This window comes from Bacillus cereus group sp. Bc031 (assembly GCF_027716265.1).
GTDB classification, from domain to species: Bacteria; Bacillota; Bacilli; order Bacillales; family Bacillaceae_G; genus Bacillus_A; species Bacillus_A paranthracis.
On record NZ_JAQFUL010000025.1, the window covers coordinates 1 to 12,680 of the forward strand.

Sequence of the window (12,680 nt, forward strand, 5' to 3'; positions counted from 1 at the left end):
TGTTTCGAAACGATTATCTGTTATTTTTGGGGAATTTAAAACCGTTGTTATTGGGTATTTTACAATCGTTGATTACATATGTATCATAATGCGGCAAATTCTTTAGAAAAGTTAAGTGTAGAAGCACAAATTTATACGATGAATTATTTAGAGAAGGAAGCAGAGGTAGAGACGCTCGGTCCGAATTCACTTTTAATTGCTTCGTATTTAGCGAAGCGCATGGATGTCCGTGTACAGATGATTGGGAAGAATGGAGATGTTGTGGCGGATACGCAAAAGGGAGCGCTTCTTGATCGGAATATTGATATCGAGAGTTCCTTGAAGGGAAAGAAATCTTATGTGTTTGAAGAGGGAGACCCAGCTCCAATTCTTTTGTTTTCAAGCCCGGTTTATTATGGAAACGATGTCATTGGTAGTGTTCGTTTTATAAATGAGTTAACGGGTGAGAAGGATGTTTTAACAAATGTTGGTTGGACGTTTTTAATGACGTCTCTTTGTCTCGTAGCTGCAGGTATTTTCTTTGCAATTCGTTTGGCAAAGTCTCTTCATAAGCCGATTGATCAGTTAAGACAAATGGCGCACCGGCTTGCGAATGGTGATTATAAAAGTAAGATTGAGTTAAATGAATATGTGGAAATTGCGCAGCTTTCAGCGTCTTTTAATGCGATGGCTGATGGGATTGAACTACATATTAAGCAATTGAAGGAAGAGAAAGAGAAGCAGAAAGATTTCTTAGACCGTATTACGCATGAGCTAAAAACACCGCTAACGGCGATTATTGGCTATGTGGATTTAATTCCGAAGTTAAAGGCGAAGGAAGATGTACAGGAGAGCTTGCGTTATGTAGCTGTAGAAAGTGAGCGTTTATTATCACTTGTAGAGGAATTACTTAAGTCTTCAAAGTACGGTACGAGTACGTTTGAAATATCACCTACAGTTGTGAATATAAAGGAGTTAGCCGAAGAAGCAGTTTCAATCGTGAAACCTCGTCTGCAGAAGTTTGAGATTGAAGTTATTAATGAGTTAACAGATGTATATGTTGTTGCCGATTTCGATAAGACGAAACAGATTTTCTTAAATGTGCTTGATAATGCGATAAAATATAGCGATGCTACGCAAATTCGTATGAATGTCATTGTAAATGAGCGTGAGGCGAAGGTGTTTGTTCATGATGATGGCATTGGTATCGATGAAGGGGTGCTGGCAGAGTGGAATGAATCGCCAGAAGGGAAGGTACTTTCTTCTAGTTACGGGAATGGGTATGGTTTGTATATTTGTCAGGAGATTATGAATAAGCAGGGCGGAAGTATGCGGATTGAGAGTAGTGAAGAGGTTGGTACTACCATATTTATTACATTCTTACTTCCGAGACGGATGGAAGACATAAAAAACTTGAAAGCGGTTAAATGATACATTTATGAAACAATTATGCGGTATTTTCGAAACAACGTTTTTTTATCTTGGAGGTAGGCAGAAATGAAAAGGCTATCATTTCAAATTCTTATGTTTGTCTTTTGTATCATTGTTTCTCTTATTTTGTTTTATGTGATGGAGAAGCAAATATATAATCGGATCACAATTGTGAATGACAAACAAGCTGTTTTACAAAGAGTGAATGAATCCCTGCCTACTGAAATGAAGGTTAGGCATGAAAAGTGGGGAGAAATTGTTATAACGGATGAAGTTCGTTTGCATACGATTGTTTCATTCTTTGACCGAATTCAAATCAATCCGAGTGAAGCTAAGAATCAAGAACAAGTATTTACTGGAGAAGTAACGTACTTGAATGGTTAGAAACGTACTTTTGCAGTAGGTGACTTGTTCCAGTACGGGGCTGATATGTACGGAAAGAATGGTACGGATCCAATGATTTCAGTATTGCAAACGTATTTGTTAAGCCTGTATTACACACCAGAACGTATTCATGATTTTTTTGCGTCAGCACAGGATGTCATAGTACGCCAAGGTGGTGTAGAACGTGCGGTGAATGTTACGCACATACTTGATTCGATTCGGTACGCAAAGCAAATTACAGATTACGGAGAAATTCAGAAGTTATTACAATCACAGAATGAACCGGTCGCTTATATTACCGCTTATAAAAATGGTAAGCGTATAAAGAATGAGCGTGAAGACATTCTTACTATTTCTGTGTATCCATCGTACTTTGTTGTGCAATATCTCGGTGATAATAATGGGAATGTCATGTATATGAAAAGCTCCCTCGCAAATGTATTTGTAAAGGAGAATGTGTCATGAGAAAGATAGCCTTTTTCTTCTTTTTGCTAGTAATTGGAGGAGCGATGTCTAGTTGCTCTCGAGATACAACCTCTATTAAATATAATAAAAGTGGTCTCCCTATTTTGAATGATCGTCATCTTGTTGCGTATGTAGCGGCTCGCGAGGAAGTGGGGGAAGCGTTGCTTTCATCATTTTGTAAACCACGCGGCTGTACGTATGAATTTATTCGTCTTTCGACAGAAGAGCTTCTTCGGAGGGTAGAAGAGGAAGCTGGAAATCCGAAAGCGGATATTATTATTGGCGGTACGGTAGACGCGCATCAAATGATGAAGCAAAAAAATCTATCTATTCCTGTTACGAGTCAGCATGCGAACCGTATTTCAAAAACTGTTAAAGATAAAGACGGTTATTGGTACGGTTATGAAGTAGAGAAGCTGGCAATTGCGATCAATAAAGAGCGGTGGAACAAAGAATTAGCCCCGCTCGGACTTCCTTATCCATCAAGGTGGCAAGATTTATTAAATCCAGTATATAAGGGAAAGATTGTTATGCCAGATCCAAATGTTTCAGGAACAGCCTATACGTTTTTTCAATCGCTTATTGATACTGTAGGTGAAGAGGAAGCGAAAGAATATGTTAAGAACTTTGCAGGGCAAGTTGGTGAAGTAACGGTAAATGGTTACATGCCAGTAGAGCTTGTTGCGAGTGGTGAATATATGATAGGCATCAACTTCATGGGAGATCAAAGAATGCTTCAAAAACAAGGCTTTCCAGTTGTAAGTATCGTACCTGAGCAAACAGGGCTATCTGTTAATGCGATTTCGAAACTAAAACGTGCACCGAACGGTATTATTGCGGATTTATTTATTGATTATTGTTTATCAGAAGAAGCGGGTCACATTTTAGAAAAGGTTTCGTTTGGCGTGCCAACGATGTTTGCGAAGAACGAGAAAGAACTAGAAGGACAGCCGGTTAGAAGAACGAACCAACATATATCAAATAGTGGAATAATCGAGATATGGAATAGACAACGTCTCTCTCAGAAGTGAGAAAAGGAGACGAAAGAATATGTTTAAATGGCTCAAGCCAGCACCTGCAATTGAAAGATTGCCTGCGGATATGATCGACCGTGTATATCGATTACTACGTATTCGTGTGTTAATCGGAATTTCAGTTGGATATGCTGCTTATTATTTAGTTCGTAGTAATTTTAATTTATCTACTACATATTTAGTTGATGAGTTCGGATTTAGCACTACACAAATTGGGTTATTGGGTGCAGTAATGGCTGTTGTTTACGGACTTAGTAAATTCTTTATGGGTAATTTATCTGATAAGGCATTTGCTCAACGATTTATTGCAGTAGGTTTATTTTTATCTGGACTTGTTAATATTTGTTTCGGCTATGCATCTTCCTTTGGGATGATTTTAACATTACTTGTTCTAAACGGTATTGTGCAAGGTATGGGTGCACCACCTTGTAGTATCGTTATGACGAAATGGTTTTCAAAGAAAGAACGCGGTACGAAAACAGGTCTTTGGAATATTTCACATAACGTTGGAGCATTACTTGTTCCGCCATTCATTGGAATTGGTGTAGGTATTTTTGGGGAAAGTCATTGGCAAGGTGGCGTATTTATTTTCCCAGCGATTATCGCAATGGTAATTGCAGTTCTTGTTTGGATTAATGCGAAAGATACACCAGAATCAGAAGGTCTTCCGCCAATTGATGAATATCGTAATGACTATGAAGAGCTTGAAAAAGTAGATAACGCTAACAAGATGTCACCAAAAGAAATCTTAATGAAGTATGTAGTGAAAAATAAATTTGTATGGTTCTTATGTATTGCGAATGCATTTGTTTACTTAATTCGTTTCGGTGTTATTAACTGGGTACCAATTTATTTAACAACAGTTAAAGGTTTTACAAAAACAGAGGCGCATTTTGCTTATTCAATATTTGAAACAGCAGCGATTCCAAGTTCTTTAATTGTCGGTTTTTTAAGTGATAAATTATTCAAAGGGAAACGTATGCCGTTATGTGTTATAAGTATGGCTGGGGTTGTTGTTGGAACAATCGTGTATTGGCAAGCAACTAATATTATAGTTGTGAGTATTGCAGTTTCTATTATCGGTTGTTTAATTTATGTACCACAATTCTTAATCGGTTTAAGTGCAATGGAATTAGTACCGAAATTTGCAGTAGGTACGACAGTTGGTATGTGTGGTCTGTTCGGTTATGTTGGAGGAAGTTTCATAGCAAACGCCGCAATTGGTATTATTGTTGATCGTTCTGGTTGGGATGGTTGCTTCATGTTACTGTTAGCAGGTGGTATTTTATCAACAATATTCTTATTGATTGTTCAAATAGGACATGAGAGAAAAGCTTCTAAAGTAGCATAATATTTCATTTTAAAAAGCTATCCAGTTTATATACTGGATAGCTTTTATATTTTTATACGAGGAAAATAAGTATGTAAAATTGCAGTTTAATATGTAAATGATTTTTATTCATTAATATAATTTTTTTAGATTTAATAAACCAATTACGTACATAGTTAGACCAAAAAATCCACCGGCACAACTCCAAAGTACAACATCAAATAAAGAAATAGAGATTTCCTCTGAACCTACATAGGGAAGGATATAATTCATAAAAACAAACATTTGAAAGCCCCAAAGCAAACCTGCTTTTAAGCCAGCTTTTCTTAATTTTTTCTTGTGTTGCAAATATTCTTCTTTTGTTGCACATTCAGTATCACTTAAACCTTTTTTCTTAAATTTAAAGGCTAAATAATTAGCATAAATCATATTAGACAGAAAAACTAATATAGTTCCTATAGATATTGTATGGTTCATAGTATCAACAAGTAACATAATAAGCATGACCAACATATTTAACCACCATAAACCAATTCCAGCTACAGATAATTCTTTATTGATTTCTTGTTTTTGATATTCATCTCGCTCACTCATTGTTCCAACAAAACTATTATAAACTCTTTCTTTCCATTCAAATTTCATCATTTACTCTCCCTCCCAAAATAAACTGTTTAAATCTGTTTTTAGTGCTTTTGCTAATTCGATACATAAGGCTAAAGAGGGATTATATTTATTGTTTTCAATTAAGTTTATTGTCTGTCTCGCCACTTTAACTCTTTTAGCTAATTCTAGCTGCGATAGACCTTCAGATTTTCGATATTGTTTAACGTTATTCAAATATAAACCTCCTAGTTAATAGTTGTAGACCTTGTGCACCAGAATGTCATGTATATGTGACATTTTATAGTTGAATAAATGAAAAGTCAAATATATATGACAAAAATGATAGTGATGCAATTAGGAAAATAATTTTAATAATTTATCTTTGTGAGGAGTTTATTAATAAAAGATAGCTTTTCTTATATTACTATAATCTTTCCTTAAATCTATCTTAAAAGATATAATGTCATATTTCTAATCATGGAAATTTTTGTTACAATAAAAATGAATGTGTAAAACTTTGTAAAAAGAATGTAATAATATGTATTTTGTTTTCAGAAAGTTTTATACAATTTCAAATTAAACTATTAAGTTATAAAAAGGAGAGAGAATATGGTACCAAATACGGTTCGTACTCCAAACAAGAAGAAGAAATGGATTATCATCGGGGTTATTGCACTAATTGTTATTGTAGCAGCAGTTAATATTTTTATTATGCAAGGCAAGAAGAAGGGGGCATCAACATCTGCTGATGCTGTAAGTTTTGAGAAGGTAACGGAGCGAAAGCTGAATAATACGAAGTTAATTTCTGGTCAGGTAAAGCCAGGGAATATCGAAAGTTTTTATGCGGATCCGACTAAAGGAAAAGTAAAAGATATTGAGGTGAAAGAAGGACAAGAGGTAGAGAAAGGTGCGAAGTTATTCTCTTATGATAATGAAGAGATTAATTTGCAAATGAAGCAAGCTGAGCTTGATCAGAAGATGGCTGATATGCGTTATGATCAAGGGAAGAAGAAGATTGATTCGCTCAAGAAAGAAATTAAGAAGGCGAAAGATAGCGGAGCTGGGAAAGAAGTAACAGATCCGATGGAAGAGCAAGTAAGTGAGCTGGAGATAGCTCAAAAGACAACTGATCTTGAGAAAGAAAAAGGGAAGTTGCAGAAAGAAGAGTTAAGTAAAAAGCAGAAAGAGCTTACGATTTATAGTAATTTTGCTGGTGTTGTTCAAAAGTTAGATAAAGATGCGGCGCAAAGTTCATCTCAAGCGTTAGGTGGTCAAGGGAAAGCATTTTTACAAGTGGCTTCTAAAGATCCGTTCCAAATTCAAGGAACGTTAACTGAGCTTCAAAAATCACAAATTCAAAAGGATCAAACATTTACTGTAACTGCGAAAGCAAATAGTAAGAAGAAGTGGACAGGTAAGATTACAGAAGTAAGTGAATTCCCAACGAGTGCAGAGATGGCGCAAGCAGGCGGTATGGGTGAGGCGACTCAAAATATGTCCCAATATACATATAAAGCAAGTCTTGATAGTCAAGATGGTTTATCTCCAGGTTATCACGTTTCATTGCAAGTAAATTTAGAGAATAAGAAGATGATTGCTGTTCCAACTAAGAGCATTGTAGAAAAAGATGAGGATGCATTTGTTTACGTTGAGGATAAAGGAAAGCTTCGCAAACAAAATGTGAAAAAAGGTTCTACTGATGGAGACTGGACAGAGGTTGTAGAAGGCGTAACAGTGGGGCAAAAGGTGGTTAAAAATCCTTCCGACGATGTGTATGACGGAATGGAAGTGAAAGAGAAATGATTACGTTAAATAATATCGCTAAAACGTATTATCAAGGAAAATTGGCAGTACCGATTTTGCACGGTATTAGTTTAACGATTCAAGGCGGTGAGTTCGTTTCGATTATGGGACCGTCTGGTTCTGGTAAATCAACGCTTATGAATATTATCGGTTGTTTAGATCGTCCAACAGAAGGCGAATATATGCTGAATGATGTGAATATCTTAACAGCAGACGAGTCAAAGCTTGCTTTAATTCGTAATGAATATATCGGTTTTGTGTTTCAGCACTTTAATTTGCTCCCGCGTCTTTCGGCAGTAGAAAATGTTGAACTTCCGCTCGTATATGGCGGCGTGAAGAAAGCAGAGCGTCGCAAGCGTGCTTTAGAGGCGCTTGGTAAAGTCGGATTAGCGGACCGCGTGCATCATTTACCAAACGAATTGTCAGGTGGACAGAAGCAGCGTGTCGCAATTGCAAGAGCGATTGCGAATAATCCAACGTTCATTATGGCCGATGAGCCGACTGGTGCGCTTGATACGAAGTCTGGTGAGCAAGTTATGGATATTTTCACGAAGCTTAATGCAGAAGGTACAACGATTGTTATGGTTACACATGAAGAGGAAGTAGCAGCGTATTCTTCCCGCCGCATTGTGCTGCGAGATGGGAAAATTACAGAAGATAGAAGGTGTGCGGTATGAGTTTACTAGATAGTATAAAAATTGCCCTATCTTCTATTTTAGCTCATAAACTGCGTTCAGCTCTTACGATGCTCGGTATTATTATCGGGGTAGGTTCTATTATTACTGTCGTTGCAATTGGGCAAGGCGGGGAAGCGATGCTGAAGTCGAAATTCGCAGGTTCTGGTGGTAATAACCTAATGCCAATTCAATTTAAACCAGATATGAATGATGAGTTTGCTATAGGCGGATTTGAAATACCGAAGTTAACAGAAGAGGATATTATGGAAGTAAAACAAGTGAAAGATGTTTCACATGTTATTACGACAAATTCGACAACAGAGATATTGGATGTAAATGATAAAAAAGCAAATCTGAATGTTATTGGTCTTGATAATGAATATTTTGCGGTTAATAAAGTAAAGGTCGTAAAGGGACGTACTTTAAGTGAATCAGATATTTCTCATGCAAATAATGTTGTGATGATTAGTACAAAAACAGAAAAGACGTTATTTAAGGATGTAAACCCAGTCGGACAAATTATTGAGATGAAGGGACAGCCAATGCAAATTGTTGGTGTGTATACATCTGATAATGAGTTTATGGGATTTGAAATGGAAGAAGCTTTAATCCCCCTTACGTTATGGCCTGTTTTATTCGGAACAGATGATATCCAAAATATCGCAATTCAAACTAAAAATGTAGACGATTTAGAAAAAGCTGGGAAACAAGCTGTTGATGTACTGAATAGTCGTAAGCCAAGTGAAATTCCAGGTAAATATGAACTGGTAAATTTAAAAGAATTACAAGAAAATGTTTCTAAAGTCACTAGCATCATGACGATGATTATCGGCGGTATTGCTGGTATTTCATTAGTCGTTGGTGGTATTGGTGTTATGAACATCATGCTCGTATCCGTAACGGAGCGTACGCGCGAAATTGGAATACGTAAAGCACTTGGAGCAACGCGTAGTAAAATTTTATTACAGTTTTTAATTGAAGCAGTTATGTTAACGCTTCTAGGTGGTTTGATCGGAATTGGTCTTGGATATGGCGGAGCATATATCGTTTCCACGTTCGCAAAATGGCCACCACTCGTTTCATGGGAAGTTGTCGTTGGAGGCGTACTGTTCTCTATGACACTTGGTATTATCTTTGGATTAATTCCAGCAAACAAAGCTGCGAAATTAGATCCAATTGAAGCACTTCGTTATGAGTAATTAATAGTGTAGTAAAACTACACACTACCGTTCTAGTGGGCGGTTCGTAGCCTCTATATGAGGAAGTGAACCGCCCGTTAGAACGGGTTATATAAATAGAAGGAGGCGTTATAATGGAAGCTAATATTAATACGCAAGATGCAGGTTCAAAAAAGCCATCATTATTTGGAATGATTACTTCTCCAGGTGAGCAGTTTGAGAGAATGAAGACGAAAAGTCCTGTATGGGGAGGGTTTTTCTTATTTCTTCTAATGGGGACAATCTTGGCAGCAGCGGTATCTTATTTAGGATTACTTAATACCCCGGAGTTGGCGAAGCTGGTTAAGAATGATACGACAGGTATAATGAAATGGACTACACTTGGGTTTGGAGCTATTGGAGGTCTAGTTGGAACTGCTTTTGGTCTTTTTGTAGTAGCAGGATTTTATAAAATTATTATGATGTTTATGAGCAATGATACTCCATATATGAAGATACTATCTATTTATATATATGCCAATGTTGTCTTTTATGTTGGTAGTCTTCTTAATGTAGCTTTAGGATATATTTTAGGTGGGAATGGCGCTGATAAATATACAAGTTTAGGACCTTTATTTGAACAAGGAACAATTGCATATGGCATTGGCTCTGCATTTGAAGTCTTTAACATTTGGAGTTTAATTTTAACTGGCTTAGGCTTGCATATTGTTGCTGGTTTAAGTAAAAAACAAGCAATAATTTTAATTTCTATATTCTTTATCTTGACAATTGGGTTTAGTGTGTTAGGCGGCATGTTCTCTGATTTTGGTGCATAACATATTATTTTAAAAAGGTGGCTCTTTAGAGTCACCTTTTTTATTTTTACCCCTATTTCAAATACCACTAACAGAATTTCAAATTCTACTTCATGTAATTTCAAATTTCAGTGATAGTATTTAAAATTACCCACAGTGCAATCCTTTCTTTATTTTTATATTGTGAAGGTACCGCGGAATATTAGAAAGGTATACCTTTTAGAAACGGGTACTGTGTGAAACCAGCGACTTTTAAAGAGGCAGTTGTGTTGTATGAAGGTATGATTGTGAATCAAATAAAGAAGTTAGGGATTTATCAAGATTATGAAGAGTATTATCAATGTGGGTTAATCGGTCTTTGGCATGCGTATGAAAAGTTTGATGCGGAGAAAGGGAGTTTTCCTGCATATGCAGTTGTAACGGTACGTGGTTATATATTAGAGAGGTTGAAAAAAGAATTCACAGTGCAAGAAAAGTGTGTATGTGTAGGAGAGTATGAGGATATCTTTCGTTTTGAAGATATTGAAATGAAAGTGAAGGATTTTATGAGTGTATTAGATGAGAAGGAGAAGTATATTATTTTTGAACGTTTTTTTGTAGGAAAGACGATGGGGGAAATCGCTTTAGAGACAGAGATGACCTATTATCAAGTGAGGTGGATATATCGGCAGGCGCTTGAGAAAATGCGAAATAGCTTAAGAGGATAAATAGTATCATAAGAATGGAAGGCAAGGGATATTGCTTTCCATTCTACTTATTTTGTTAAGGTAGTAAATGTAATAAGAGGTTTTTAAATTGTAGTGAATCTTGCATGTTCATACGTGATAATACATATCCAGCTTTTAATAATTGTTGTTTTAACTTATGGGGACTGATATGTATAGTTGTAGTTGTGCCATTTGAAAAATGAATGGTAGCTTTTTTACTTTTTTTGAAAAACTCTATGTCATCTATATGGTTATAAAACAGCCATATACAGTTTGGAGAAGAAGGAGACTCTGTTGGGAAAGCACAAATATATTCTCGATGATTAATTGGAATCGGGACATTTTGTTTGAAATGAAAGTTTGTTTGAACTGCTTTCCGTCTGCCTTGATAAGTAGAGTGAACATTGGTTAAACAAGATTTTTTTATGAGCTGGAGAGCGGTTTGACAGGAGTAAAGATGGTTCCCACTACTGTCGATCACTTTTGTGTAATAAGAAGGGTGCTTGCAAGGTTCTAACATCATTGTTGAATTAGAAATAATAATAGCATTTTCGTCATTCATAAATTTAATTCCCCCTTTATAAATAATAATAATTCTCAATATAATTATATACGAATTAAGTAAATTGATTGTTAATCTTTTATTTCATATTGTAAATTTTGGCTATTCGTTTACAATCAATAGATGATAGTCTTTCTAATTTGCATCGCTTGTACATATATATGAAAATAGAAAAGAGTAGGCGGTGAGATAGTATGAAGAAAAGGTATATTATTATGGCTCTAGTTGTTGTTCTTCTAGTATATTTAGCAAATAGTAATCCGAGTAAAGGTGAATATACAGATTGGGCAGCAAAGCAGTTTATGAAACGTAATGATGTAAGTAAGAAGCTAGATGAAGTTCAAAAGGAAAATGAAGAGGGTCTCCTTGGCGATTTAGCATCGGCTGGTAAGAAGTTGGCGAAAAAATATGTTGAGCCGCAAGTTGGATTATTAATCGATCATTATACGAAGCGAGATGATTATATATTCTTCTCAACATATAAGACGGAATTTGATATCGGCGGAGAACATTATAAATATGTATGCGTCGGTTTTTCAAAAATCTTTATTCCAATTGAAATGCCGAAGAAAAAAGACGAATCTGCAAAATGATGCAGATTCGTCTTTTTGTCTATAAGGTAATAGGAACTTCAGATACAGTCTTTTCTACGAGACGAGCTCCTTTTTTTCGGGTATTTTCATTAATTGATGAAAATACAGATGAGGCAAGGATCGTATCCATTACTTGATTTACGACTTGTGCATCAATAGGTGTGATCGGCTTCTCGATAGAAAAGACAACTGTTTTTCCATCTTCTTTCGCGAAAATTAATTCTAGTACTTGCATACGTTGTTTCCTCCTTTTTATTTATCTTGTAATCAGTGGGGACATCCCCACTGATTACATTGCCACCTTAAAGGTTAGAAAGATCTGATGTGCTAACAAGTTGTACAGCGTGAAGTGGTGATGCTTGTAGAGAAGCTAGAGCACGAGCTACGGTTTGTACTTTCTCTAAGTTTGCGTTTGTTTTTACGCGCTTAAATTGTTTGTTCTTTAAAACTGTTTTTCCATTCTTATCTAATCCATTGTTTAAGACGAGACGTAAAGTTAAATCCATTACGATTGTTTCGACTGCCATGTTTATCACCCCCTTTCACTATATAAATAGGATGCAAATGTCATGTTTTGGCGTGAAATTTATTCTTTTTTTTGGTACTCTTAAAAGAATAAGAGAGGGGTTTCGGAAGAATGAATCGTAAATGGTTATTTTGGATTCCTGTTTTACTATGGATGGGGCTGATTTTCTATTCCTCGGCACAACCGTATAAAAAGCAGGATATGCGTTCGGATATTGAACAATATGTAAATGTGGAGTTTGTGAAAGAGCATTTTTCATGGGTATCTATCGATTACGGCGGTGGTACACCTGTTAGTATTGCAAATAAAGGTGTAGGCGGATTTATTGAGTTTTTCCTTCGTAAAGGTGCTCATTTTATGGTGTTCTTTATGCTCGGTTCATTGACGTATTACGCTTTTCATCGATCAGGTTGTTCGAGAAAAAGGTGTTTTATATACGCTCTCCTTTTCGTTGCGGGATACGCAACATTTGATGAAATTCATCAATGGTTTACGGGAGATCGTACACCGATGTGGCAAGATTCATTGCTAGATACGTGCGGCGGATTAACAGGGATTATAATAAGTAATTGGTTTTGGAATAGAAAAAGGAGCTAATCTCGAAAAGATTAGCT

14 protein-coding genes and 2 pseudogenes are annotated in these 12,680 nt (G+C 36.1%); 11 read left to right on the forward strand and 5 right to left on the reverse strand.

Features of this window, described 5'->3' with window-relative positions; all coding sequences use genetic code 11:
* Positions 1-75: 75 nt before the first annotated feature.
* From PDQ33_RS11895 to PDQ33_RS11910, 4 genes and pseudogenes are all read left to right on the forward strand, one after another.
* Positions 76-1,410, forward strand: a pseudogene (locus PDQ33_RS11895) (HAMP domain-containing sensor histidine kinase); the annotation flags it as partial.
* A 66-nt stretch (positions 1,411-1,476) separates the two neighbouring features.
* A pseudogene (locus tag PDQ33_RS11900) lies at positions 1,477-2,259 on the forward strand (DUF3919 family protein).
* Positions 2,256-3,290 (forward strand): ABC transporter substrate-binding protein, encoded by a 1,035-nt coding sequence (locus PDQ33_RS11905; RefSeq protein ID WP_061131839.1) that lies wholly within the window; start codon positions 2,256-2,258, stop codon positions 3,288-3,290. The pseudogene PDQ33_RS11900 and the gene PDQ33_RS11905 overlap by 4 nt, the downstream one beginning before the upstream one ends.
* 19 nt (positions 3,291-3,309) lie before the next feature.
* Positions 3,310-4,644, forward strand: a complete 1,335-nt coding sequence (locus tag PDQ33_RS11910; protein ID WP_000477581.1) for an MFS transporter — start codon at positions 3,310-3,312, stop codon at positions 4,642-4,644.
* Between the two features lie 111 nt (positions 4,645-4,755).
* Here PDQ33_RS11910 and PDQ33_RS11915 read toward each other — a convergent pair whose 3' ends face one another.
* The gene (locus PDQ33_RS11915; protein ID WP_061131838.1) at positions 4,756-5,268 is read right to left on the reverse strand and encodes a DUF3278 domain-containing protein; all 513 of its coding nucleotides are present in this window, start codon (positions 5,266-5,268) and stop codon (positions 4,756-4,758) included.
* Positions 5,269-5,460, reverse strand: coding sequence for a helix-turn-helix transcriptional regulator (locus PDQ33_RS11920; protein ID WP_061131837.1), 192 nt, complete (start codon positions 5,458-5,460; stop codon positions 5,269-5,271).
* Positions 5,461-5,835: 375 nt separating this feature from the next.
* Between PDQ33_RS11920 and PDQ33_RS11925 the strand changes: the two genes are divergently transcribed.
* The 5 genes from PDQ33_RS11925 (at position 5,836) to PDQ33_RS11945 (ending at position 10,385) form a co-directional block, all read left to right on the forward strand.
* The gene (locus PDQ33_RS11925; protein WP_061131836.1) at positions 5,836-7,029 is read left to right on the forward strand and encodes an efflux RND transporter periplasmic adaptor subunit; all 1,194 of its coding nucleotides are present in this window, start codon (positions 5,836-5,838) and stop codon (positions 7,027-7,029) included.
* A complete protein-coding gene (locus tag PDQ33_RS11930) occupies positions 7,026-7,706 on the forward strand; it encodes an ABC transporter ATP-binding protein (RefSeq protein ID WP_016085521.1) in 681 nt (226 codons plus the stop codon). Before PDQ33_RS11925 ends, PDQ33_RS11930 begins: the two co-directional genes overlap by 4 nt.
* Positions 7,703-8,905 carry an ABC transporter permease gene (locus PDQ33_RS11935; RefSeq protein ID WP_061131835.1) on the forward strand — a complete coding sequence of 401 codons (1,203 nt, stop codon included), beginning with the start codon at positions 7,703-7,705 and terminating at the stop codon, positions 8,903-8,905. Before PDQ33_RS11930 ends, PDQ33_RS11935 begins: the two co-directional genes overlap by 4 nt.
* Positions 8,906-9,018: 113 nt before the next feature.
* On the forward strand, positions 9,019-9,699 hold the full coding sequence (locus PDQ33_RS11940) for a Yip1 family protein (protein WP_000387913.1): 681 nt from the start codon (positions 9,019-9,021) through the stop codon (positions 9,697-9,699).
* Positions 9,700-9,914: 215 nt separating this feature from the next.
* A complete protein-coding gene (locus PDQ33_RS11945) occupies positions 9,915-10,385 on the forward strand; it encodes a sigma-70 family RNA polymerase sigma factor (protein ID WP_000801289.1) in 471 nt (156 codons plus the stop codon).
* A gap of 55 nt (positions 10,386-10,440) precedes the next feature.
* Here PDQ33_RS11945 and PDQ33_RS11950 read toward each other — a convergent pair whose 3' ends face one another.
* Positions 10,441-10,947, reverse strand: a complete 507-nt coding sequence (locus PDQ33_RS11950) for a competence protein ComK (protein WP_000997432.1) — start codon at positions 10,945-10,947, stop codon at positions 10,441-10,443.
* A 194-nt stretch (positions 10,948-11,141) separates the two neighbouring features.
* On the opposite strand from PDQ33_RS11950, the gene PDQ33_RS11955 reads away from it, so the two are divergent.
* On the forward strand, positions 11,142-11,540 hold the full coding sequence (locus PDQ33_RS11955) for a DUF4359 domain-containing protein (protein WP_000747726.1): 399 nt from the start codon (positions 11,142-11,144) through the stop codon (positions 11,538-11,540).
* A gap of 19 nt (positions 11,541-11,559) precedes the next feature.
* Here PDQ33_RS11955 and PDQ33_RS11960 read toward each other — a convergent pair whose 3' ends face one another.
* Positions 11,560-11,775 carry a DUF2922 domain-containing protein gene (locus PDQ33_RS11960; protein WP_001197595.1) on the reverse strand — a complete coding sequence of 72 codons (216 nt, stop codon included), beginning with the start codon at positions 11,773-11,775 and terminating at the stop codon, positions 11,560-11,562.
* 67 nt (positions 11,776-11,842) lie between these two features.
* On the reverse strand, positions 11,843-12,067 hold the full coding sequence (locus PDQ33_RS11965; protein WP_270755756.1) for a DUF1659 domain-containing protein: 225 nt from the start codon (positions 12,065-12,067) through the stop codon (positions 11,843-11,845).
* Between the two features lie 110 nt (positions 12,068-12,177).
* On the opposite strand from PDQ33_RS11965, the gene PDQ33_RS11970 reads away from it, so the two are divergent.
* Positions 12,178-12,663: a VanZ family protein gene (locus tag PDQ33_RS11970; RefSeq protein WP_001080713.1), complete on the forward strand. Its 486-nt coding sequence runs from the start codon at positions 12,178-12,180 to the stop codon at positions 12,661-12,663.
* The last annotated feature ends 17 nt before the right edge of the window (positions 12,664-12,680 follow it).

What these genes read in the sequence shown, in the direction of transcription:
- PDQ33_RS11905 (WP_061131839.1), top strand. Translation starts at nt 2,256, where the DNA reads ATGAGAAAGATAGCCTTTTTCTTCTTTTTGCTAGTAATTGGAGGAGCG.
- PDQ33_RS11910 (WP_000477581.1), top strand. Translation starts at nt 3,310, where the DNA reads ATGTTTAAATGGCTCAAGCCAGCACCTGCAATTGAAAGATTGCCTGCG.
- PDQ33_RS11915 (WP_061131838.1), bottom strand. Translation starts at nt 5,268, where the DNA reads ATGATGAAATTTGAATGGAAAGAAAGAGTTTATAATAGTTTTGTTGGA.
- PDQ33_RS11925 (WP_061131836.1), top strand. Translation starts at nt 5,836, where the DNA reads ATGGTACCAAATACGGTTCGTACTCCAAACAAGAAGAAGAAATGGATT.
- PDQ33_RS11930 (WP_016085521.1), top strand. Translation starts at nt 7,026, where the DNA reads ATGATTACGTTAAATAATATCGCTAAAACGTATTATCAAGGAAAATTG.
- PDQ33_RS11935 (WP_061131835.1), top strand. Translation starts at nt 7,703, where the DNA reads ATGAGTTTACTAGATAGTATAAAAATTGCCCTATCTTCTATTTTAGCT.
- PDQ33_RS11940 (WP_000387913.1), top strand. Translation starts at nt 9,019, where the DNA reads ATGGAAGCTAATATTAATACGCAAGATGCAGGTTCAAAAAAGCCATCA.
- PDQ33_RS11950 (WP_000997432.1), bottom strand. Translation starts at nt 10,947, where the DNA reads ATGAATGACGAAAATGCTATTATTATTTCTAATTCAACAATGATGTTA.
- PDQ33_RS11955 (WP_000747726.1), top strand. Translation starts at nt 11,142, where the DNA reads ATGAAGAAAAGGTATATTATTATGGCTCTAGTTGTTGTTCTTCTAGTA.
- PDQ33_RS11960 (WP_001197595.1), bottom strand. Translation starts at nt 11,775, where the DNA reads ATGCAAGTACTAGAATTAATTTTCGCGAAAGAAGATGGAAAAACAGTT.
- PDQ33_RS11965 (WP_270755756.1), bottom strand. Translation starts at nt 12,067, where the DNA reads ATGGCAGTCGAAACAATCGTAATGGATTTAACTTTACGTCTCGTCTTA.
- PDQ33_RS11970 (WP_001080713.1), top strand. Translation starts at nt 12,178, where the DNA reads ATGAATCGTAAATGGTTATTTTGGATTCCTGTTTTACTATGGATGGGG.